25 protein-coding genes are annotated in these 21921 nt (G+C 68.0%); 12 read left to right on the forward strand and 13 right to left on the reverse strand.

Annotated elements, in window-relative coordinates; translation table 11 throughout:
- The first annotated feature begins 38 nt into the window (after nt 1–38).
- Nucleotides 39–935 (forward strand): tyrosine recombinase XerC, encoded by an 897-nt coding sequence (locus AC07UH_RS05440; protein ID WP_137899828.1) that lies wholly within the window; start codon nt 39–41, stop codon nt 933–935.
- Nucleotides 936–990: 55 nt separating this feature from the next.
- Here the strand turns inward: AC07UH_RS05440 and AC07UH_RS05445 are convergent, their stop codons facing one another.
- From AC07UH_RS05445 to AC07UH_RS05455, 3 genes are all read right to left on the reverse strand, one after another.
- Complete coding sequence (locus tag AC07UH_RS05445; RefSeq protein ID WP_495179093.1) at nt 991–1593, reverse strand: DedA family protein; 603 nt, start codon at nt 1591–1593, stop codon at nt 991–993.
- 23 nt (nt 1594–1616) lie between these two features.
- Complete coding sequence (gene gshB / locus AC07UH_RS05450) at nt 1617–2573, reverse strand: glutathione synthase (RefSeq protein WP_038662629.1); 957 nt, start codon at nt 2571–2573, stop codon at nt 1617–1619.
- A gap of 85 nt (nt 2574–2658) precedes the next feature.
- Complete coding sequence (locus AC07UH_RS05455) at nt 2659–3039, reverse strand: YraN family protein (protein ID WP_495179092.1); 381 nt, start codon at nt 3037–3039, stop codon at nt 2659–2661.
- Between the two features lie 198 nt (nt 3040–3237).
- Here AC07UH_RS05455 and AC07UH_RS05460 point away from each other — a divergent pair, with 198 nt between their 5' ends.
- Nucleotides 3238–4707, forward strand: a complete 1470-nt coding sequence (locus AC07UH_RS05460) for a glycosyltransferase (RefSeq protein WP_495179091.1) — start codon at nt 3238–3240, stop codon at nt 4705–4707.
- Nucleotides 4708–4733: 26 nt separating this feature from the next.
- Here AC07UH_RS05460 and AC07UH_RS05465 read toward each other — a convergent pair whose 3' ends face one another.
- On the reverse strand, nt 4734–5774 hold the full coding sequence (locus AC07UH_RS05465) for a CAP domain-containing protein (RefSeq protein WP_495179090.1): 1041 nt from the start codon (nt 5772–5774) through the stop codon (nt 4734–4736).
- 84 nt (nt 5775–5858) lie between these two features.
- Complete coding sequence (rsmI, locus tag AC07UH_RS05470) at nt 5859–6713, reverse strand: 16S rRNA (cytidine(1402)-2'-O)-methyltransferase (protein WP_495179089.1); 855 nt, start codon at nt 6711–6713, stop codon at nt 5859–5861.
- Here rsmI and AC07UH_RS05475 point away from each other — a divergent pair.
- A complete protein-coding gene (locus AC07UH_RS05475) occupies nt 6712–7917 on the forward strand; it encodes a penicillin-binding protein activator (protein ID WP_038662619.1) in 1206 nt (401 codons plus the stop codon). The two genes, rsmI and AC07UH_RS05475, sit on opposite strands and share 2 nt — an antisense overlap.
- A gap of 121 nt (nt 7918–8038) precedes the next feature.
- Here the strand turns inward: AC07UH_RS05475 and hemW are convergent, their stop codons facing one another.
- Entirely contained in the window at nt 8039–9187 is a 1149-nt protein-coding gene (hemW, locus tag AC07UH_RS05480; RefSeq protein ID WP_495179088.1) for a radical SAM family heme chaperone HemW, read from the reverse strand.
- Between the two features lie 12 nt (nt 9188–9199).
- Here hemW and AC07UH_RS05485 point away from each other — a divergent pair, with 12 nt between their 5' ends.
- The gene (locus AC07UH_RS05485) at nt 9200–9769 is read left to right on the forward strand and encodes a CAP domain-containing protein (protein ID WP_495189915.1); all 570 of its coding nucleotides are present in this window, start codon (nt 9200–9202) and stop codon (nt 9767–9769) included.
- A gap of 265 nt (nt 9770–10034) precedes the next feature.
- On the opposite strand, the gene AC07UH_RS05490 is transcribed toward AC07UH_RS05485, so the two are convergent.
- Genes AC07UH_RS05490 through rph form a run of 3 tightly spaced genes read right to left on the reverse strand, consistent with a single transcriptional unit; the run spans nt 10035 to nt 12002 of the window.
- Nucleotides 10035–10661: a GNAT family N-acetyltransferase gene (locus AC07UH_RS05490; RefSeq protein ID WP_495179086.1), complete on the reverse strand. Its 627-nt coding sequence runs from the start codon at nt 10659–10661 to the stop codon at nt 10035–10037.
- A 4-nt stretch (nt 10662–10665) separates the two neighbouring features.
- Nucleotides 10666–11292 carry an RdgB/HAM1 family non-canonical purine NTP pyrophosphatase gene (gene rdgB, locus AC07UH_RS05495; protein ID WP_495179085.1) on the reverse strand — a complete coding sequence of 209 codons (627 nt, stop codon included), beginning with the start codon at nt 11290–11292 and terminating at the stop codon, nt 10666–10668.
- Nucleotides 11289–12002, reverse strand: a complete 714-nt coding sequence (gene rph, locus AC07UH_RS05500; RefSeq protein ID WP_495179084.1) for a ribonuclease PH — start codon at nt 12000–12002, stop codon at nt 11289–11291. Before rph ends, rdgB begins: the two co-directional genes overlap by 4 nt.
- An 80-nt stretch (nt 12003–12082) precedes the next feature.
- Here rph and AC07UH_RS05505 point away from each other — a divergent pair, with 80 nt between their 5' ends.
- Genes AC07UH_RS05505 through grpE form a run of 3 tightly spaced genes read left to right on the forward strand, consistent with a single transcriptional unit; the run spans nt 12083 to nt 14218 of the window.
- Complete coding sequence (locus tag AC07UH_RS05505; protein WP_495179083.1) at nt 12083–12601, forward strand: DUF6438 domain-containing protein; 519 nt, start codon at nt 12083–12085, stop codon at nt 12599–12601.
- 5 nt (nt 12602–12606) lie between these two features.
- A complete protein-coding gene (hrcA, locus tag AC07UH_RS05510) occupies nt 12607–13647 on the forward strand; it encodes a heat-inducible transcriptional repressor HrcA (RefSeq protein WP_038662604.1) in 1041 nt (346 codons plus the stop codon).
- A gap of 16 nt (nt 13648–13663) precedes the next feature.
- Nucleotides 13664–14218: a nucleotide exchange factor GrpE gene (gene grpE, locus AC07UH_RS05515; RefSeq protein WP_038662601.1), complete on the forward strand. Its 555-nt coding sequence runs from the start codon at nt 13664–13666 to the stop codon at nt 14216–14218.
- A 19-nt stretch (nt 14219–14237) separates the two neighbouring features.
- Here the strand turns inward: grpE and AC07UH_RS05520 are convergent, their stop codons facing one another.
- Together AC07UH_RS05520 and AC07UH_RS05525 are read right to left on the reverse strand one after the other, a co-directional pair.
- Nucleotides 14238–14492, reverse strand: coding sequence for a BrnA antitoxin family protein (locus tag AC07UH_RS05520; RefSeq protein WP_495189916.1), 255 nt, complete (start codon nt 14490–14492; stop codon nt 14238–14240).
- Nucleotides 14461–14730: a BrnT family toxin gene (locus tag AC07UH_RS05525; RefSeq protein ID WP_495179081.1), complete on the reverse strand. Its 270-nt coding sequence runs from the start codon at nt 14728–14730 to the stop codon at nt 14461–14463. Before AC07UH_RS05525 ends, AC07UH_RS05520 begins: the two co-directional genes overlap by 32 nt.
- Nucleotides 14731–14802: 72 nt before the next feature.
- On the opposite strand from AC07UH_RS05525, the gene AC07UH_RS05530 reads away from it, so the two are divergent.
- Entirely contained in the window at nt 14803–16029 is a 1227-nt protein-coding gene (locus AC07UH_RS05530; protein ID WP_495179080.1) for a threonine synthase, read from the forward strand.
- Nucleotides 16030–16125: 96 nt separating this feature from the next.
- Here the strand turns inward: AC07UH_RS05530 and AC07UH_RS05535 are convergent, their stop codons facing one another.
- Nucleotides 16126–16584 carry a vgr related protein gene (locus tag AC07UH_RS05535; RefSeq protein WP_495179079.1) on the reverse strand — a complete coding sequence of 153 codons (459 nt, stop codon included), beginning with the start codon at nt 16582–16584 and terminating at the stop codon, nt 16126–16128.
- A complete protein-coding gene (locus AC07UH_RS05540; protein WP_495179078.1) occupies nt 16584–17033 on the reverse strand; it encodes a copper chaperone PCu(A)C in 450 nt (149 codons plus the stop codon). Before AC07UH_RS05540 ends, AC07UH_RS05535 begins: the two co-directional genes overlap by 1 nt.
- 193 nt (nt 17034–17226) lie before the next feature.
- On the opposite strand from AC07UH_RS05540, the gene dnaK reads away from it, so the two are divergent.
- The 4 genes from dnaK (at nt 17227) to AC07UH_RS05560 (ending at nt 21904) form a co-directional block, all read left to right on the forward strand.
- On the forward strand, nt 17227–19131 hold the full coding sequence (gene dnaK / locus AC07UH_RS05545; RefSeq protein WP_137898316.1) for a molecular chaperone DnaK: 1905 nt from the start codon (nt 17227–17229) through the stop codon (nt 19129–19131).
- A gap of 139 nt (nt 19132–19270) precedes the next feature.
- Complete coding sequence (gene dnaJ, locus AC07UH_RS05550) at nt 19271–20392, forward strand: molecular chaperone DnaJ (protein WP_038662583.1); 1122 nt, start codon at nt 19271–19273, stop codon at nt 20390–20392.
- Nucleotides 20393–20593: 201 nt separating this feature from the next.
- The gene (locus AC07UH_RS05555; RefSeq protein ID WP_495179077.1) at nt 20594–21049 is read left to right on the forward strand and encodes a TM2 domain-containing protein; all 456 of its coding nucleotides are present in this window, start codon (nt 20594–20596) and stop codon (nt 21047–21049) included.
- Nucleotides 21050–21385: 336 nt separating this feature from the next.
- Nucleotides 21386–21904, forward strand: a complete 519-nt coding sequence (locus AC07UH_RS05560) for a thioredoxin family protein (RefSeq protein ID WP_495179076.1) — start codon at nt 21386–21388, stop codon at nt 21902–21904.
- Nucleotides 21905–21921 lie beyond the last annotated feature (17 nt).

Here is a 21921-nt window from a genome sequence, read left to right on the forward strand (position 1 = left end):
TTCTTGAGCCCCGCTACGGGTGCCGTGGCGGCGGCGCGATGAGCGCATCCGGGCCTCCCTTGTCGGTCCGCTGGGCGGCGCATCTCGCCCGCGACCGGCGGCGGTCGGCGCATACCGTCCGCGCCTATCAGGCGACCGCCGAGCGGCTCACCGCCTTTCTCCAGGCGCATTGGGGCGCACGTGCCGATGCGGCGGCGCTGGCGCAGGTGACGGCGGCGGACCTGCGCGCCTTCCTCGCCGCGCGCCGCGCGGAAGGGCTGGGCAATGCCTCCGCCGCGCGCGAGCTTTCGGCGGTGCGCGGCTTCCTCGCCTTTGCGGTGCCGGACGGCGTGGTGCCGCGGTTGCGTGGACCGCGGGTGAAGGTCGGGGTGCCGCGGCCGGTGTCGCCCGACGAGGCGCTGGCGCTCGCCGGTGCGGTGGCGGATGCGGCGGTCGAGCCATGGATCGGCGCGCGCGACTGGGCGGTGCTGCTGCTGCTCTACGGTGCCGGGCTGCGTATCGGCGAGGCGATCGCGCTGCCGGCGGCGGTGCTGCCGCTCGGCGAGACGCTGGCGGTGACCGGCAAGCGCGACAAGACGCGGATCGTCCCGTTGCTGCCGCAGGTCCGCGAAGCGATCGGGACCTATGTGGCGCAGCAGCCATGGGTGCTCGATCCGCAGGCGCCCTTGTTCCGCGGCGCCAAGGGCGGGCCGCTGTCGCCCGGCATGGTCCGCAAGGCGGTGCAGCGGGCACGGGGCCAGCTCGGGCTCGGCGAGCGGACGACCCCGCATGCGCTGCGACACAGTTTTGCGACGCATCTGCTCGGTCGGGGCGCGGACCTGCGCGCGTTGCAGGAGTTGCTGGGTCATGCCAGCCTGAGTTCGACCCAGGTCTATACCGCGGTGGACGCGGCGCATCTGCTCGACGTCTACCGCAACGCCCACCCGCATGGCTGAGGGACCGGTCGGACGATGATTCCTCCCGCTGGCGGGGGAGAAGCCGGGGTCCGCGCTATTGCCCCCGCGGCTTCCATGTCGCGACGCGCCAGATGTACGCGATCACGATCAGCACCATGATCGCCACCGCCAGCGGTCCGACATAATGATCCAGCTCGGCGAAGCGCGCACCGAGGTACAGGCCGGCGCCGGCGAGAATGCTGTTCCAGATCAGGCTGCCCGCAAAGGTCCAGACGAGAAACCGCCACACCGGCATGCAGGTGATGCCGGCCGGCAGCGAGATGATCGTCCGGAAGGTCGGCATGAAGCGGAACACGAACACCACCCAGCCGCCGCGCCGGACAAAGAAGCGGTGCAGCGCCTCGACATCCTCCCATTCCATCGTCAGCCAGCGGCCGTGCCGTTCGACGAAGGGGCGGAAGCGGGTGTAACCGACGTGACGGCCGATATGATACCAGACGTAATTGCCCGCCGTCGTCCCCGCGGTGCCCCACAGGACCAGCGGCACCATCGCCATGTCGCCGCGCGCGACCGCCATCCCGCCTAGGCCCATGATCACCTCCGACGGGATCGGCGGGATGATGTTCTCCAGTGCCATCAGCAGGAAGATGCCGATATAGCCGCCCCAGGCGATGCCGTTGAGGATGAACTCGGTCATGCCGGAGGGTAACGGCGGAGCCGTCAGCCGCGTTCCGACACCCTGCGCTCGATCGCATCCCAGATCAGGCCGGCGACGTCGGTGCCGTCGAACCGCTCGATCGCGACGATGCCCGTCGGCGAGGTGACGTTGATCTCGGTCAGCCATTCGCCGCCGATCACGTCGATGCCGACGAAGATCAGGCCGCGGCGCTTCAGCTCGGGGCCGAGCGCGTCGCAGATCTCGCGCTCGCGGTCGGTCAGCTCGGTCTTCACCGCCGAACCGCCGACCGCGAGGTTGGAGCGGATCTCACCCTCGCCGGGCAGCCGGTTGATCGCACCGGCGACGACGCCGTCGACCAGAACGATACGCTTGTCGCCCTTCGCCACCGCCGGCAGGAACGCCTGGATCATATGCGGCTCGCGCCACGTCTGGTTGAACACCTCGATCAGCGCAGAGAGGTTGGCGCCGTCGCTGCCGACCTTGAAGATCGCCTTGCCGCCGTTGCCGTGGAGCGGCTTGACGACGATCTCGCCATGTTCGGCGAGGAAGGCGCGCGCCTCGTCGAGGCTGCGGGTGATCAGCGTCGGCGGCATGAAGCGCGCATAATCGAGCACGAACACCTTCTCGGGCGCGTTGCGGACGCTGACCGGGTCGTTGACCACCAGCGTCCGGTCGGCGATCCGCTCGAGCAGGTGCGTCGCCGTGATATAGCCGAGGTCGAACGGCGGGTCCTGCCGCATCAGCACGACATCGGCCTGCTCGCCGAGGTCGAGGCTGACCGGGGGATCGAACCGGAAATGATCGCCGTCGACCCGCTGCACGGTGACCGGATGCGCCTTCGCCCAGACGCGGCCGTCGCGATAGTTGAGGTCTTCGGCGTCGTAATGGAAAAGGCGGTGGCCACGCGCCTGGCCGGCGAGCATCAGCGCGAAGGTCGAATCCCCCGCGATGGCGATGCTGTCGAGCGGGTCCATCTGGACGGCGACGGTGAGGGGCATCGGGACACTCGCGGGCTGTTGATCTCGGGCGGCACTTAGGGTGGCGGGGCCGGAATGTCACCGTCTGCGCAGGTCCCGCGCGGCTTCATCCGCCGATCCACGCATTCTCGATATGCCGCGGCCGCGTCCCGGGGGCGAGCAGGATCACGTCGATGCGGATGTCGTCGCCGGGACCGGCGTAGCGCGGCATCAGCAGCTCGGCGGCCGCCGCGACGCGGGCGAGGCGCCGTTCGTCGATGGCGAAGTCGAGTTCCGCGACGGTGCGGCGCGTCTTGACCTCGACGAAGGCGATCAGGCCATCCTTGCGCGCGACGAGGTCGACCTCGCCTGCCGGCGTGCGGACGCGGCGATCGAGCACCGTCCAGCCCTTGAGCCGCAGCCACCAGCCGGCGAGCCGCTCGCCGCGACGACCCGCCGCCTCCGCAGTGCGACGCTCGGTGGTGGAGGCGCGGCGAGGGGGACGCATGCAGCGATCTTGCCGCAGTGGCTCCCACCGCACAAGCATGCGCGGCCTGCGGGCAAAACTACTTGGTGAGGGCCCGCGCAACCTCTTGCTCGGCCGGCCTATAATGGAGGTCTGCAAGATGCGGCGAAGACCACGTCGCGCGCCGCCCGCTTACATACGACGCCATTTTCCACCGAGTTATAACGACGGAACCGAATGATGAAGATTCCGAAGATCCTGCACTATTGCTTTGGGCTATCCGAGGATTTCGGCGGCAAGCCGTGGAGTTTGATGCATTACGTCTGCTTGCGTAGCGCGATCGAGCACATCAAGCCCGATGCGGTGTTCTTCTATTACGAGTTCGAACCCGACACGGTCTGGTGGGGTTTGACGGAGCCACTCGTCACCAAGGTCAAGGTAGAAGCGCCGCGTGAGATATTCGGGCATCCGTTGCTGAACACCGCGCACCGGGCCGACGTCGTACGGCTGGTCGCGTTGCTCGACCGCGGCGGTATTTATCTCGACGCTGACGTCATGGTCCATCGCAGCTTCGACCCGCTGTTGAACGAGTCCGCCGTTCTGGGATTGGAGGGCATCAACGGCCAATATGGCACCGCCAATGCGGTGATACTGGCGCAGCCGCATTCATTGTTCGTCACGCGCTGGCTCGACCAGTATAATTGGTTCAGGGGTACGAATCTTCACCGACCGTTCTGGAATGAGCATTCGGTTCAACTGCCGTTCTTCATGAGCCGCTTGTTCCCGAACGAGGTCACGGTGCTTGACCATCGCGCATTCTTCTGGCCGCTGTGGACGGAGCAGGGGATCGAGCAGATCTTTCGGTCGCATGAGCCGATCGATATCTCGGAGAGCTATGCGACCCACCTTTGGGAAACGTTCGGCTGGCCCTACGTCAAGGATCTCACGCCCGGCGCGGTCCGCCAGCTCGACAGCAACTTCGCGCGCTGGGCTAGACCCTATGTCGAACATCTCCCGGACGAGTTCGGTGATGCGGACAGCGGGCGGTCGGAGGGGGAGGCGCATGTCCGACGCGCAGCCTTTCAGCGGACCTATGCCGAGGGATTGTGGGGCCGCGAGGGTAACCACCGCTTCTTCTCCGGGGCTGGATCGCGCGGCTATGCGGCCGATGCCTATGTCATCGCCATATTGGCGGAACTGGATGCCCTGCGTTCAACGGCGCAGCGGCCATTGAAGATCGTCGATATCGGTTGTGGCGACTTCGTAATCGGTGCCGAGATCGTACGCCATACGCCGGACGCTTATCTGGGGTGTGACATCGTGCCGGAACTCGTCGAGCACAATCAAGCCGTACACGCGAACAACCGCGTATCGTTCCAGGTCCTGGATGCGGTCGCCGATCCCTTGCCCGAGGCAGATGTCTATCTGGTCCGGCAGGTGCTGCAACATCTCCCCAACGTGGACATCCAGAAGATCATTGAAAAATTGCGGGGGCATCCGGCAGTCTACATCACCGAAGGGCAACCGCGTGTGGCGCTGGGGCCGATCAATCCGGACAAGCCCGCCAATCACGAGGTCCGCTTCGACTGGCGGACGGGTGTCGGGCGAGGCGTAGAGCTCGATCAATCGCCGTACGACTTGAAGATCGACCTCATCAGTCGCGTCGTGGCGGAAACCGAGGCCATCAACAGCTATAAGATCAACTGGTAAGGCGCACGTCCCCCGCGCCAGCCCGGCTAGCTGACGCGGAAGGAATAGCTGTAGTCCGTGCGGGGCGCACCAGTGATGCCGGCGATCGTCACCGTATAAGTGACGCCCGCCTGCAATCCGGCGACGCGCCATTGCACGTTGTTGGCGAGGCCATAGCCTTCGTTGTCGCTGGTCACGTCCGACACGGCGAGCGCGCCACCGGGGCCGGTGACGGTGATCGTCGCGCGATCGTAGCGGACGTTGGCGTTGGCGCCGAACGTGCCCGTCGTCCCCGCGACCACGCTGAAGGACAGGTAGCTCGACAGCGTGAAATAGCGCGCCGGATAGTCGCCCTGCGGGTAAGCGACATAAGCGGGCAGGCCGGCCGGCGCGGTGACGCCGCCGGCGAAGTTGAAGACGCGCATCGAGGCGGCGCTGGCGCGGCTGCCGTCGGGCAGGACGAGCGCGACGCGGCCATAGGAGGTCTTGCCGAGGAACGGATTGAGGATCCAGCGGCGGTGGCCGATCGACGCGCTGCCGCCCTCGGTCAGCCACAGGCCGAGATAGCTGTCCTCGCTGTCGAAACCGAGCCCGGTCCCCCAGCCGCCGATCAGGTTGCTCGCACCGGCCGCGGCGGCGCCGCTGGCGGTGTAGCAGGTCCAGCTCGTCGGCGGCGTGTGGCTGAGCTGCTTGTTGACCGCCATCATCAGCGACGAATCCGCCTCCGCCGCATCCTCCGCCTCCGAATAGGTCACTGCGGGAAGCTGGTGCAAGGCGCGGATCGCGTTGAGCTTGGCGAGGAAGTCGGCCTTGACGCTCGCCTTCAGCGTGCCGGCGCGGCAGGTCGTGGCATCGGGCTGGACGTCGTAGAGCGCGGCGGCGGCGCCGGCCCAGGTCGTCGGGGCGGGCGTGGGGGTCGGCGTCGGTGCCGGCGTGGGTGTGGGGCTGGGTGCGGCGGTCGGCGCCGGCGTCGGCGCAGGCGCAGAGATGACGGGCACCGCCGCCGAACCGCCGCTACCGTCGCCGCCGCCGCATCCCGCCAGGGCCATCAGGAGCGCCGAGGTGACGCCGGTCTTCCACATCTGCATGCGTCGACCATAGCCGTGGACTCATTGACAAGTCGTTGAAGTACGACGCTATTTACCGCCTTCACGGCACAGGTCGGCGCGCCGCTATTCGCCCTTCATCGCCAGCGCCCGGGCGTAGAGCGTCTTGCGGTCGAGCCCGAATGCCTTGGCCACCTCGCCGGCGGCCTTGGCGACGGGCAGGCGGGTCAGCGCCTCGACCAGCGCGGCATCGGCATCCTGCGGATCGGGCGGCGGCGCCTCGCCGGGCGGCGCGACGACGATGACGATCTCGCCCTTCGGCGGCGCATCGGCATAGCGCGCGGCAAGGTGGGTGAGGGTGCCGGTGACCGCTTCCTCATAGCGTTTGGTGATCTCGCGCGTCACCGCCGCGTCGCGGTCGCCGAGCCCCTCGGCCAGCGCGGTGAGGCAGGCCGACAGGCGTGGGCCGGATTCGTAGAGGACGAGCGTGGCGCGGATCGTGGCGATTTCGGCGATCGCCGAGCTCCGCGCCTGCGCCTTGCTCGGCAGGAAGCCGGCGAAGAGGAAGCGGTCGGTCGGCAGGCCGGCGAGCGTCAGCGCGGCGACCGCGGCGCAGGGGCCGGGGATGGTGACGACGTGCCGGCCGGCGGCGCGCGCGTCGCGGACCAGCTTGTAGCCGGGGTCGGAGATCAGCGGCGTGCCGGCGTCGGAGACGAGCGCGACCGCCTCGGTCGCCATGCGCGCGATCAGGCCGGGGCGCATCCCCTCGGCATTGTGGTCGTGATAGGGGAGCATCGGGCGCTTGACGCCGATATGGCGGAGCAGGCCGGCGGTGACGCGGCTGTCCTCGACCGCTATCACGTCGGCGCGGGTCAATATGTCGGCGGCGCGCGGCGACAGGTCAGCAAGATTGCCGATCGGCGTCGCGACGATGTAGAGCCCGGGTTCTAAAGGTTCGGATATGGCCACAGGGGACGTCATGGCAGAGGCAGCTACACTTGGACAGCCGGGAGCGCGACAGCCGTGGCTGCGGCGCGGCATCGCGCTGGTCGCCGCGGCGATGCTCGCCGCCTGTTCGACCGTGGTGCCGCGTGCGCCGGTGACCGCACCCGAGCGGGCGCCGCGCCCTGCCGCGAACCGGCCTGAGCCGGTCGAGGCGGGACTGCCGCGCGACACCGCGCGCAATCGCGTCGCGCTGCTGGTGCCGCTGTCGGGCAGCAACGCGGGCGTCGGCCGCTCGATCGCCAATGCGACGATGCTGGCGGTGCTCGACACCGGCACCGACAAGGTGCGGATCACCAATTACGATACCGCGACGGGCGCGGCGGCGGCGGCGCAACGCGCGATCGCCGAGGGCGCGCAACTGATCCTCGGGCCGCTGCTGTCCGACGACGTGCGCGCGGTGGCGCCGATCGCCAAGGCGGCGGGCGTGCCGGTGCTGAGCTTCTCCAACGACGCGTCGGTGGCGGGCAACGGCACCTATCTGATGGGCTATGCGCCGGCGCAGTCGATCGACCGCGTCGTGCAATATGCCACCAGCCGCGGCGTGACGAGCTTCGCCGGGCTGATCCCCAACGGCCTGTACGGCGAGCGCGCCTCGACCGCCTTCCTGCGCTCGGTCGAGGGGGCGGGCGGCTCGGTCGTGTCGCTGCAGACCTATGGCCGGGTCGCGGGCGGCATCGCCGGCGCGGTGACGCGACTCAACGCCAAGGCGCCCTATGGCGCGGTGCTGATCGCCGACGGCGCGGCGAGCGCGGGCGTCGCGGCGCCATTGGTCAAGCGCGGCAGCGGCGCCTCGACGCGGCTGCTCGGCACCGAATTGTGGAATTCGGAAACGAGCCTCGCCACCAAGCCGGCGCTCAACGGCGCGTGGTTCGCGAGCGTCGGGAACACGCTCTACCGGCAATATGCGACCAAATATCGCGCGCGCTACAATGCGGCGCCGTACCGGCTGTCGAGCCTCGGCTATGACGCGGTGCTGCTGACGGTGCGCATCTCGCGCGACTGGCCGGTGGGGCGGCCGTTCCCTGAAGCGCGGCTGCGCGACGCGGACGGCTTCGCGGGGATCGACGGGGCGTTCCGCTTCGGCCGCGACGGCGTCGCCGAGCGGGCGCTGGAAGTGCAGGAGATCCAGAACGGCACGACCGTGACCGTGTCGCCGGCCCCGACCGGCTTCGGGCGGTAGAATCGGAAATTCCTCCCCCGCAAGGGGGAGGTGGCACGGCGAAGCCGTGACGGAGGGGGAGGACAGGGCGGAGCTACCTTATGGCACTCCCGCCCGGCCCACCCCCCTAACGGGGGAGGATTCAGGCGTCCTTCACCACCAGCGGCAGGATCGCGTCGAGCAGGAGCGTGCCCGCCTCCGTCACCCGCAGCCGCCCGGGATCACGCGCGACGAGGCCCTGCGCCTCGAGCCGCTCCACCGCAGCCCAGTCGATCGGCGCGGTACCGCCGGCGAGCGTCGCGACGTGCGTCAGGTCGATGCCCTCGCGCAGCCGCAGGCCCATCACCAGCGCCTCGCTGGCGCGGTCGTGTGCTACCAGCGGCTCCTCGATCTGGAGGCCGTGGCCGTTGCGGGCGACGGCGGATAGCCAATTCTCCGGCTTCTTGTGGCGCTGCGTCGCCAGCCCGCCCCGGCGGCCGTGCGCGCCGGGGCCGATCCCGGCATAATCGCGGTAGCGCCAATAGGTGAGGTTATGGCGGCTCTCCGCCCCGTGCCGCGCATGGTTCGAGGTTTCGTAGGCCGGCAGCCCCGCCGCGTCGGTCAGCGCGCGCGTCGCCTCGAACAGGTCGGCGGCGGCATCGCCGTCGGGGATGGTGAGGCGGCCCTTGGCCGCCTCGGTCGCGAAGCGCGTGCCGGGCTCGATCGTCAATTGATAGAGCGAGAGATGCTCGGTGCCGAACGACAGCGCCCGTGTCAGCTCGGCTTCCCAGGCGGGCAGGCGCTGATCGGGGAGCGCGTAGATCAGGTCGAAGCTGACCCGAGCGAAATGCCGCTGCGCGGTGGCGAGCGCGGCCAGCCCCTCGTCGACGCCATGCGCGCGGTCGAGGAAACGCAAGGCGCGATCATCCAGCGATTGCAACCCCAGCGAGACGCGGTTGACCCCCGCCGCAGCGATATCGGCGAAGCGCGCCGCCTCGACCGAGGAGGGATTGGCCTCGAGCGTGATCTCGATATCGGCGGTCGGCTGCCAGTGCGTCTGCGCGGCGGCAAGGATCGCGGCGACGGTGGCGGGCGGCATCAGCGACGGCGTGCCGCCGCCGAAGAAGATCGAGCCGAGCCGGCGGCCAGGCAGGGCGCGCGCCTCGTGCGCGAGGTCGGCGAGCAGCGCGTCGCGCCACGCCTCCTGATCGACCGTGTCGCGGACGTGGCTGTTGAAGTCGCAATAGGGGCATTTCGAGACGCAGAACGGCCAGTGGACGTAGAGCGCGAGCGGCGTCTTGTCGGAATCCATGATGCTGCCGATATGGCGGCAATGACATGGAAACGCCACTCATGGCTCGCAGCGGGCCTGCTCTTCGCCACCGGATGCACGCAGGGCCCCGAGCGCGTCGTCGAGCCGCGCGCGAGCGCCGCGCCGGCCCCGCGCGGGTCGGTGCTGCTGCGCGAGGCGATGCTGACCGGGCAGAATCGCGCCCGCGCCGATGTCGGCGTCGCGCCGCTGACGTGGAGCGAGCCGCTCGCCGCCTCGGCCCTCGCCTATGCGCAGGTGATGGCGCGCACCGCGCGGTTCGAACATGCGCCGCAGTCGCTGGGGATGGACCGCGAGGGCGAGAATCTGTGGACCGGCACGCGCGGCGCCTATCGCTTCGACGAGATGGTCGGCCATTGGGTGGCGGAGAAGAAGGACTTCGTGAACCTGCCGGTGCCGCAGTCGAGCAAGACCGGACGCTGGGAGGACGTCGGCCATTACACCCAGATCGTCTGGCGCGGGACGACGCAGGTCGGCTGTGCGCTGGCGAGCAACGCGAAGGACGATTTCGTGGTGTGCCGCTATGCGCCGCCGGGCAATGTCTGGGGGACGGTGGCGTATTGAGGGCGGAACGCCAGCTCCTCGCCCTTGAGGGCAGGGCTATGGCATATGGACGTTGGTGCGAGGTTGTCGTCTTCCAAGCTTACCTCGTCACCCCGGACTTGTTCCGGGGTCCACCCTGCGGCGGGGAGAAAGGCTTGATTCGATACGGTTCTCTCGCAGCTGGGTGGACCCCGGAACAAGTCCGGGGTGACGAATCTGACGAGGGAATCCGAGCGAGCCTCATCACCGCAACCATATGCGATTGCCTTGCCTTTGCTGGAAAAAATCAGGGGATCGTCGCCGTCGTGTACGGCGCATAAACCCGCCAGCCGAGCGTCGCGTAGAGCGCGGCGCCCATAGCGGTGGCGGTCAGCACTTGACGTGACGTCGACGTGCAATGCGCGCCCAGCGCCATCATCAATGCCCGTCCCAATCCGCGGCGGCGGTGCGCGTCCTCGACCACGATGCGGTCGTACACGAAGATGCCGTCCAGTTCCGCCGCATGGCCGCTCGCCGCAAGGCCCCCATCGGGTGCGGCGATCGTCACGTGCGTGACGCCGCCGTCGCGGACCGTCGTCAGCCGATAGCCGGGCGGCACGACCGGCGGCGTCAGGGCAGCCCGCTCCGGCACCATCATGCAATTGGCGTCGGTAATCGTCCAATGCGGCGGCAGCAGCGCGCGGAACGTGTCGGCGTCGGCGCAGAGCTTCACGAAGACACCCGGCGTGTCGATCGTCGCGAGCAAGGCGGTCAGGCCCGGACCGGCTTCGGCGAAAAGATGGCGGCGGCGTTCGATCGGTCCGCCGGTGTCGACGCGCCAGCCGCCTTGGTCGGCGACCGGCGCGGGCAGGCCGCGCGACAGCGAACGGGCGGCGAGCCAGCCCCGCACGAGGACCGGATCGACGCCCGTCATCGCCTTAGAGGACCGCGGCGACCAATTGGCGGAACGCGTCGGCGCGGTGGCTGATCGCATGCTTGGCGGCAGCGTCCATCTCCCCGAACGTTTCAGTCCCGCGCTCGGGCAGGAACATCGCGTCATAGCCGAAGCCGTTGCCGCCGCGCGGCGGCCACACCAGCGTGCCGTCGACGCGACCCTCGAACCATTCGACATGACCGTCGGGCCAGGCGAGCGCCAGCGCGCAGACGAAATGCGCGCTGCGCGGCAGGTCGGGCTCTTCGTTTAGGCGATCCTCGACCAGCCGCATCGCGAGATCGAAGTCCTTCGACTCCCCCGCCCAGCGCGCGGAGAAGATGCCGGGGTCGCCGCCCAGCGCATCGACGCACAGGCCGCTGTCGTCGGCGAGCGCGGGCAGGCCGGACAGGTCCGCCGCCTGCAACGCCTTCAGTTCGGCGTTGGCGACGAAGGTGGTGCCGGTTTCCTCGGGCTCGGGCAGGTCGAGCTCGCCCGCCGAGACGGGCTCGATGCCATAGGGACCAAGCAGCTCGGCGATCTCGCGCACCTTGCCCGCATTGTGGCTGGCGATGACCAGCCGGCCGGGGGCGAGCTTGCGGATCGCCTGTGGCGTGTCGCCTTCGCCGCTCATCGGACGGCGCGATCCTGCGCGGCGAAGATCTCGGTGCAGCCGATGCGCGCGAGCCGGAGCAGGCGGAGCAGCGCCTCCTCGTCATAGGTGGCGTGTTCGGCGGTCGCCTGCGCCTCGGCGATGTTGCCGTTTTCGAGCAGGACGAAATTGCCGTCGGCATCCGCCGCCGAATCCTCGAGATAGTCGAGGTCGAGCACCGGCGTGCCCTGATAGATGCCGCAGCTCACCGCGGCGACCTTCTGCCGGATCGGGTCGTTGGTCAGCTTGCCGCTGGTGAGCAAAGTGTTGACCGCGAGGCGCAGCGCGACCCAGGCGCCCGAGATCGCGGCGGTACGGGTGCCGCCGTCGGCCTGGAGGACGTCGCAGTCGAGCGTGATCTGGCGCTCGCCGAGCAGCTTCATGTCGACCACCGAACGCAGCGATCGGCCGATCAGCCGCTGGATCTCTTGCGTGCGACCCGATTGCTTGCCCTTGGCGGCCTCGCGGCTGCCGCGGGTGTGGGTGGCGCGGGGCAGCATGCCATATTCGGCGGTCACCCAGCCTTCGCCCTTGCCGCGCAGGAACGGCGGCACGCGCTCTTCGAGGCTGGCGGTGACGAGCACCTTGGTGTCGCCGAAGCCGACCAGCACCGATCCCTCGGCGTGGCGGGTGAAATTCGGTTCGATGGTGATCGCCCGCATCTGGTCGGGGGCGCGGCCACTGGGGCGCATTCAACTCTCCTCAAAGTTCGATGGCGCAGCCCTAGACGGCACGGCTGGCACACGCCAGTGGTGAGCAAGGGGAGAAGGGCATGCGTAAGGGGTTCGCGGGTCTGGCATTGGCGGCGATGAGCCTGTCAGCCTGCGTGGTGGTCGACGCATCGCGCGACGGGGCGACGTCGGCGGCGGTGGCAAGCGAGACGATCCGTTACGAAACCGGCGCGTGCTTCGGCACCTGTCCGGTTTACGCGGTGACGATCGCGCCGGACGGCAAGGGCACGTTCGAGGGGCAGCGCTTCACCGCGGTGACCGGGACGCGCAGCTTTCAGGCGTCGCCGGCGGCCTATCATCTGTTCGCGTCACGGCTGGCGCCCTATCGCCCGCAGGGCGATCGATCTTTGCAGGCGGGCAAGCCCGGCTGCACCCCGGCGGCGACCGACCAGTCGTCCGTCGACGTGCGGTGGACGGGCGGTGGCGCCGCGGCGTCGCATCTAAACGCCTATTTCGGCTGCGACATGGCACAGAATGCCGCGATGTTCCGCGCGTTGCGGGAGGCGCCGCAGGTGTTGCCGATCGGCGCCTTTATCGGCAACGGCGCGCGCCCTAGATAGAGCATATGGCACCACCGGTCACCGAGCTTACCGATCGCGCCCGCGACATCTTTCGTGCGGTGGTCGACGGCTATGTCGAAAACGGCATGCCGGTGGGGTCGAAGACGATCGCGATCGCCTCCGGCCTCAATCTGTCGCCGGCGTCGATCCGCGGGGTGATGCAGGAGCTGGAGGAACTGGGGCTGCTCGCCAGTCCGCATACCAGCGCCGGCCGCATCCCGACCGAACGCGGGCTGCGCCTGTTCGTCGACGGGATGATGCAGGCGCTCGAACCCTCCGCCGAGGAACGCGCGGCGATCGAGGCGCGCGCCGGGCATCGCGGTCCGGTCGAGGAGGCGCTGGCGGCGACGACCGCCGCGCTGTCCGGCCTGTCGGCCTGTGCGGGGCTGGTGATGGTGCCCAAGCGTGAGCTGGCGCTGCGCTCGATCGGCTTCGTCGCGCTGTCGCCCGATCAGGCGATGGCGGTGCTGGTCAGCGAGGACGGCTCGGTCGAGAATCGGGTGATCCAATTGCCCGCCGGAATGACGCCTTCGGCCTTGGTCGAGGCGGGCAATTACATGACCGCGACGCTGTCCGGCCTGACGCTCGCCGAGGCGCGGGCGCGCGTCGGGCGGCAGATGGCGGAGGGCGAGGCGGCACTCGACGGCGCAGCGCGCGCGCTGGTCGAAGCCGGCCTCGCGGTGTGGAGCGAGGATGGCGCACGGCGGCCGGTGCTGATCGTACGCGGGCAGGGACGGCTGATCGACGCCGCCGCCGCGGCCGACCTCGACCGGGTGCGCGATCTGCTCGACGACCTCGAAGGCAAACAGGAAATCGCGCAATTGCTCGACAGCGCGAGCGCCGGCGACGCGACCCGCATCTTCATCGGCGCGGAGAACAAATTGTTCGCCTTGTCAGGGTCTTCGGTGATCGCGCGGCCGTTCCGCGGACCCGGCGGCAGGGTGGTCGGCGTGGTCGGGGTGATCGGGCCGACGCGGTTGAACTATGCGCGCGTCGTGCCCATGGTGGATTTCACGGCGGCAACGCTCGCCCGTTTGATGGGCTGACACTACAGGGACCTACATGACCGAAGAGACCAAGATCGACGTGGAAGCACTGCGCCAGGAGACGGCGGAGGCCGCTCCCGAAGTGGCGGAGCATGACGATGCGGCGGCGCGGATCGCCGACCTCGAGAACCAGCTCGCCGACGCCAAGCAGCAGACGCTCTATGCGCAGGCCGAAATCCAGAACGTCCGCCGCCGTACCGAGAAGGAAGTCGCCGACGCGCGCAACTATGCGACCACCTCGTTCGCGCGCGACATCCTGTCGGTCGCCGACAATCTGGCGCGCGGCCTGTCGGCGATCCCTGCCGACCTGCGCGGCGACGAGCGGCTGAAGGGCCTGGTCACCGGTCTGGAAGCGACGGGGCGCGAGCTGGACAGCGTGTTCACGCGCAACGGCATCACCAAGGTCGAGGCGATGGGCGCGATGCTCGATCCCAACAAGCATCAGGCGATGATGGAAGTGCCGAGCGATGCCGAGCCCGGCACGATCGTGCAGGAGATGCAGGCGGGTTATATGCTCAAGGACCGGTTGCTGCGCCCGGCGCTGGTCGGCGTGGCGAAGAAGCCGGATTGAGGTGCGCGGCGGCGCGGGATCAGACCTGCGCCGCCTTCAAAACATCGTTGATCCGCGCCTGCCATCCCGGACCGGTGGCGCGGAACTTGTCGATCACGTCGGGATCGAGGCGTAAAGTCACCTGCTTCTTGGTCGGCGTTGCCTGGGCGCCACGTCGGCGCAGGTGCTTACGCCGTTCCGCCAGCGCCTGTTGCAGCGCTTCTTCGGTGATATCGCCGTCCTCGGGATCGTTCGGATCGGCCTTAATTGCTATCGTAGATACGGCGTTCGCCATCATTGCTTCTCCTGACCGAGATCATCCGGATCGTCTGATCCCGATAAACATGGACCGCGGTCCACAAGCGTCCTTCCACCATACCGATCGCCCTGAAGCGCCGCTCGCCATCTTCGACGCGGATAGTCGGAACGATCACCGCCGCATCATCGGCCCAAATGCGCTCACCGAAGGCCAGCGACACGCCATGTTTGGTGCGATTGATCACGTCCTTCGCCGGATCGAACGTGATGTCCATAGCTAATCGTAACTACGATCTGCACTTCAATCAAGTGGACGCTATGCCGTTGGCAAGGCTAGTATCGTCGCCATGAACCCCAATCTAACCACCGATCGCCCGACCTTCGTCACGCATCTCGAATGCTCGCTGACCGGCGAGCGATATGAGGCGGACCGCCTGCACGGCCTTTCGCGCGCCGGGCGGCCATTGCTGGTGCGCTACGACCTCGACGCGGTGAAGGCGACCCTGTCGCGCGACGCGCTGGCGGCACGGCAGACCGACATGTGGCGGTGGCGCGAATTGCTCCCGGTTCGGCGGACCGAGAATGTCGTCAGCCTCGGCGAGATCGAGACGCCGCTGATCCCGATCCCAAAAAGCGCGGGCAGTGCCAACGTCTGGGTCAAGGACGAGGGGCGGTTGCCGACCGGCAGCTTCAAGGCGCGCGGGCTGGTGATGGCGGTGGCGATGGCCAAGGAGCTTGGCGTCACCCGCATCGCGATGCCGACCAACGGCAATGCCGGCGCGGCGCTCGCCGCTTATGCGACGCGGGTAGGGATCGAGACGATCGTCTTCTGCCCGGAGGATACGCCCGAGGTGAACGTGCGCGAGATCGCGATGCAGGGCGCGCGGGTATGGAGGGTCAACGGCCTGATCGACGATTGCGGCGCGATCGTCGGCAAGGGCGCCGCCGAGGGACGCTGGTTCGATTTCTCGACGCTCAAGGAGCCCTATCGGATTGAGGGCAAGAAGACGATGGGGCTGGAGCTCGCCGCGCAATTCGGCTGGGAGCTGCCCGATGCGATCTTCTACCCGACCGGCGGCGGTACCGGCCTGATCGGCATGTGGAAGGCGTTCGACGAACTGGAGGCGCTCGGCTGGATCGGCGCCAAGCGGCCGCGCATGTATGCGGTGCAGGCGTCGGGGTGCGCGCCGATCGTCCGCGCCTTCGAGGACGGCGTCGAACATGCCGAGCGCTGGGAGGATGCGCATACCGTCGCGGCGGGCATCCGCGTGCCCAAAGCGGTGGGCGATTTTCTGATCCTGCGCGCAGTGCGCGCGAGCGGCGGCAAGGCGCTGGGGGTCGGCGATCCCGCGATCCTCAAGGCGGTCGACGAGGCGGCGCGCAAGGACGGGCTGCTGCTGTGTCCGGAAGGCGGCGCGACGCTCGCCGCCTATCGCGAGGCGCTGCGCACCGGCGAAGTCGACGAGGACGAACGGGTAGTGTTGTTCAACTGCGCGACCGGGCTCAAATATCCGATGCCGGAGGCGCCGCGCACGCTCGACCGGCATGGCGCGATCGACTTCGACATGCTGTAAATCATCCCCCGTTGGCCCTGAGCCTGTCGAAGGGGCATTGAGACTCACCCACCCTTCGACAGGCTCAGGGCGAACGGAAGGTCTTGCGGCGGGCGCTCAGCCGAACGGCAGCAGCGTCTCATATTGCGCGAGGCTGGGCGCGCCGGGCACGCGCGCGCCGTGGCGGAGCAGGAAGGCGTGACGGACGATCTCGCCCTGTTGCTCGATGCCGTAGCGGTGGAGCGGCTGGCCGGGCTTGATCGCATAATCGTAGCGGCACCACGGATGGCGCGCGAGCGGCAGGAAGATGCCGCGCTGATGCTGCCAGATGTGCACCATCTCGTGGATGAACAGCCCCTGGTCGGTGAGCGCGGCGGCGGCGAAATCGTCGCGCCAGCCCTGCCCCTTGGGATGGAAATGGATGCAGCCACGCGGCGCCATCACCGTGTCGCGCGGCTGGAAGAACGCCCATTTGCTCCGCGACAGGTGCACCGCGTCATAGTCGATCGTGTCGCGGAAGACCGACGCCGCGAGCGCGCGTTCGCCTGCGGTGAGGGGGCGGCGTGCATCCGCCATCAGAAATCGGGCGCCGGCGCGGCCGCGCCCACTGTCATCGCGTCGACGTACAGCCGGCCGCCATTGCCGAAGTTGAGCGTCAGCTTGTAGATCTTGCCCGCCTTCGCCTTGGGGTTGATGTCGAACAGCATGACGTGGCGGCCGCCCGGAGTGAAGGCGACCTCGGTTTTCGCGGGCACGGCCACTTGGGCGAGCGGCTTCATCGCGGCCATGCCGTTCCGGCCGGTCATGCTCTCGTGCATCTCGGCGCGCACCGCGATGTTGGCGGTGACGTCGATCAGCGTCGCGTCGGACCGCCCGCCGTGCAGCGTGAAATAGGCCGCACCCGGCCGGCCCGGCACCGCCGGCAGCCGGATCCAGGCGTCGTCCACCTCGACCCGGTCGGGTCCGCCGCAGCCGGCCAGTGCAGCGGCGAGCACCAGCATCGTTCCCACTCGCGTCCGGCGCATCGTCGCTCCTCTTCCCGCACATGCGATCATTTCTGTCACAGCCCTATGGTCGCCACCGTCTTGCGGCAAGCGGAACCCCACCTATATCGCCGCCATACACAGGAGCTTTCGCTGCCGTAACGGGGCAAAAGTTCCCTGCGTCCGGCAATGAATTTTGCCATCGTTTCGTATGTGAGGGGCTCAGTAAGCACACATGGCTAAAGTAATTGGTATCGACCTCGGCACGACCAACAGCTGCGTCGCAGTGATGGAGGGCGGCAAGCCCAAGGTGATCGAGAATGCGGAGGGCGCGCGCACCACGCCGTCGATCGTCGCCTTCGCCAAGGACGGCGAGCGGCTGGTCGGCCAGCCGGCGAAGCGTCAGGCCGTCACCAACGGCGACAACACGATCTTCGCGGTGAAGCGCCTGATCGGTCGCCGGTTCGACGATCCGATCACCAAGAAGGACACCGAGCTGGTTCCGTACCACATCGTGCGCGGCCAGAACGGCGACGCATGGGTGCAGGCCGGCGGCAAGGATTATTCGCCGTCGCAGATCAGCGCCTTCACGCTGCAGAAGATGAAGGAAACCGCCGAGAGCTATCTCGGCGAGACGGTGACCCAGGCGGTCATCACGGTTCCGGCCTATTTCAACGACGCGCAGCGTCAGGCGACCAAGGACGCCGGCCAGATCGCCGGCCTCGAGGTGCTGCGCATCATCAACGAGCCGACCGCGGCGGCGCTCGCCTATGGCCTCGAGAAGCAGGACGGCAAGACGATCGCGGTCTACGATCTCGGCGGCGGCACGTTCGACGTCTCGATCCTCGAGATCGGCGACGGCGTGTTCGAGGTGAAGGCGACCAACGGTGACACCTTCCTCGGCGGTGAGGATTTCGACAACAAGCTGGTCGAATATCTCGCCGAAGGCTTCAAGAAGGACGAGGGCATCGACCTCGCCAAGGACAAGCTGGCGCTGCAGCGTCTGAAGGAAGCCGCCGAGAAGGCGAAGATCGAGCTGTCGTCGGCGGCGTCGACGGAAGTGAACCTGCCGTTCATCACCGCCGACCAGAACGGCCCGAAGCATCTCGTCAAGACGATCAGCCGCGCCGATCTGGAGCGTCTCGTCGACGATCTGATCAAGCGCACGATCGAGCCGATGAAGAAGGCGCTCGCCGATGCCGGCGTGAAGACCGACGACATCAGCGAGGTCGTCCTCGTCGGCGGCATGACGCGCATGCCGAAGGTCCGCGAGGCGGTGAAGAACTTCTTCGGCAAGGAGCCGCACACCGGCGTCAACCCGGACGAGGTCGTCGCGATGGGCGCCGCGATCCAGGCGGGCGTGCTGCAGGGTGACGTCAAGGACGTGCTGCTGCTCGACGTGACGCCGCTGTCGCTCGGCATCGAGACGCTGGGTGGCGTGTTCACCCGGATGATCGACCGCAACACGACGATCCCGACCAAGAAGTCGCAGACCTATTCGACCGCGGACGACAACCAGGGCGCGGTGACGATCCGCGTGTTCCAGGGCGAGCGCGAGATGGCGGCGGACAACAAGCTGCTCGGCCAGTTCGACCTGGTCGGCATCCCGCCGGCGCCGCGCGGCGTGCCGCAGATCGAGGTCACGTTCGACATCGACGCCAACGGCATCGTCAACGTCTCGGCCAAGGACAAGGGCACCGGCAAGGAGCAGCAGATCCGCATCCAGGCATCGGGCGGCCTGTCGGACAACGACATCGAGCAGATGGTCCGCGACGCGGAGAAGTTCGCCGAGGAGGACAAGAAGCGTCGGGCCGGTGCCGAGGCGAAGAACAACGCCGAATCGCTGATCCACACCACCGAGCGCCAGCTCGCCGACAATGGCGACAAGGTCGACGAGGCGCTGAAGGGCGAGATCCAGTCGGCGATCGACGCCGCCAAGGCGGCGGTTGAGACCGGCGATGCCGATCAGATGACCGAGAAGAGCCAGGCGCTCGCGCAGGTCGCGATGAAGCTCGGCCAGGCGATCTACGAGAAGCAGGCCCAGGCCGATGCCTCGCCCGAGGGCGGTGCCGGTGGCGAGGCGCCCAAGGACGACGTGGTCGATGCCGAATTCTCGGAAGTCGACGACCACAAGGCGTAACATCCATGATCTCCACCGTCATGCCTGCGGCGGTCCCGGCGAAGCGATGCTTCGCCGGTGGCCTGCGCGCCGGCAGCTCCCGTCATCGGGGAGGCCCCGGCATGCGCCGGGGTGACGGCCGGGGGGCGGCGAGGCGATCATGAGCAGCACAGTCGATTATTACGAATTGCTCGAATGCGAGCGCGGCGCGGACGGCGCGACGATCAAGTCGTCCTATCGCAAGCTCGCGATGAAATATCACCCGGACAAGAATGCCGGGTGCAAGGACAGCGAAGCCAAGTTCAAGGCGGTCAGCGAAGCCTATGAGGTCCTGAAGGACCCGCAGAAGCGCGCGGCCTATGATCGCTACGGCCATGCCGCGTTCCAGAACGGCGGCGGCGGTGGCGGCGCGCAGGACTTCGGCGGCTTCTCCGACATCTTCGAATCGGTGTTCGGCGAGTTCATGGGCGGTGCGCGTGGCGGTGGCCGGGCGCAGCAGCGCCGTGGCGCCGATCTGCGCTACGACATGGAGGTCAGCCTCGAAGAGGCGTTCCATGGGAAGGCAACCGAGATCACCGTCGACGTCTCGGCGCAATGCGACACGTGCCACGGCTCGGGCGCCAAACCGGGGACGCATGCCTCGACCTGCCGCCAGTGCAACGGCCACGGCAAGGTGCGCGCGCAGCAGGGCTTCTTCGTCGTCGAGCGCGCCTGTCCGGTGTGTCAGGGCGCGGGCGAGATCATCGCCGATCCCTGCCCGGACTGCCGCGGCGAGGGTCGGGTCGAGAAGACCAAGACGCTGAGCGTCAACGTGCCGCCCGGTGTGGACGAAGGCACGCGCATCCGTTTGTCCGGCGAGGGCGAGGCGGGGCCGCGCGGCGCGCCGGCGGGCGACCTGTATATCTTCCTGCACGTCAAGCGGCATCCGATCTTCGAGCGCGAGGGCACCACCCTGTTCGCGCGCGCGCCGATCAGCTTCACGACCGCGGCATTGGGGGGCGCATTGTCGATCCCCGGGCTCGACGGGCGGACGCACGAGATCAAGATTCCGGCCGGGATCCAGTCGGGCAAGCAGTTGCGCCAGCGCGGTGCCGGCATGCCGGTGTTGCAGGGGCGCGGGCAGGGCGATCTCGTCGTGCAGATCGAGGTCGAGACGCCGACCAAATTGTCGGTGCGACAGCGCGAGTTGCTCGAACTGTTCCGCGAGACCGAGACGGGCGACGAATGCCCCGACAGTCAGGGCTTCTTCGCCAAACTGAAGGGCGTGTTCGCGGCGGAATAAGTTTTGGCCGAGACGGTCGCCCGACCCATCCGTCATGCCGGACTTGATCCGGCATCCCGCTTCTTCGAGCCGCTTGAAAGCGTCACCCCGGCGCAGGGCCGGGGTGACGGGTGATGTACTGATGCCGGCTCTGCTCCCACGCCATCTTGCGCCCACGCCGCGGATGCGGATGATGTGCGCGTCATAGATCGGGGGACATGCATGCGCGGACAGGTGTTGGGGGTGGATCAGCGGACCGGCGAGGGGCTGGTCGCCGGCGACGACGGTCGGCGCTATCGCTTCACCCCTGAAGATTGGGCGCAGCGCGGCGAACCGGCGATCGGCCTCCAGGTCGATTTCGAGGCCGAAGGCGATCGTGCGCTCAGCGTCTTTCCGATGCCATCTGCCCGCGGTGTCGCCACGCCGCCGCCGTCGCCAGCGTCGCGCGAGCCGGTGACCGACCGCAACAAGATCGTCGCGGCGGTGCTCGCTTTCTTTCTCGGGACGCTCGGTATCCACCGTTTCTATCTGGGGCGGACCGGATCGGGGATCGTGATGCTGGTGATGACGATCACCGTCGTCGGAATGCTCGTCACCGCGCCATGGGCATTCATCGACATGATCCGCTATCTCGTCATGCCCGAGCGGGAATTCGCGGCGCGTTATGCGCGCCGTTGAAGCTGCGGCCCCAAGCCGCGCCCTCTCGGCCGATAAGGACAAGGGGGCGGGCGGGCCGATGGGTCAAAGGGTGGAAATGATCACCCCGACCACCAGCGCCTGAGCCGCGATCGCTAGCACGCTGCTGGCTGCGGTTTCGAACATGCGCATGGAAGGTCTCCGATACCGGAGGAATATCCGGTAAGCGCGAGATGGCGATAATTGCTTGATATCGCAATATTGTTGCTTGCATGCCCAAGTGCGTTTCACGCAACTGCAACATTTGCTTGGGGCCGTCCGGCTTGTCAGGCGGCGGCGCGATAGGTCACACTGCCGTCTTTCCGTCAGGAGATCCGGATGCCTCGTCTATCCTTCGCTGCCGCACTCGCCATTGCCGCACTTACGCTCCCTGCCGCCGTCGATGCGCGCGTTGCCGCACCGCGGGTGGGAGCGACGAGCTTCGAACAATTGTCGCAGCCTTTGCCCTTGCCCTATGACGGCAATGCCGATGCCAAGGCAGCGGTCGCCGCGGCCAAGGCGCGTGCGCTCAAGGGACACAAGAAGCTGCTGATCGATCTCGGCGGCAATTGGTGTCTCGACTGCCGGTTGCTCGCCGGGGTGATGGAGCTGCCGACGATGCGTCGCTTCGTCGCACGGCATTACGAGGTGGTTACCGTGGATATCGGCCGGTTCGACAGGAACCTCGACATTCCGGCCCGCTACGGGATCAAGGGGCGGCTGGCTGGCGTGCCGGCGCTGCTGATCGTCGATCCCAAGACCGACAAATTGGTCAATGCCGGGCGCGAGACCGCGCTGGCGGATGCCCGCTCGCTATCGCCACAGGGGCTCGCCGACTGGCTGGCGCAATGGGTGTGAGGTGATGCAATCCTCCC

The organism is Sphingomonas sp. GW821-FHT04B01, from assembly GCF_059420425.1.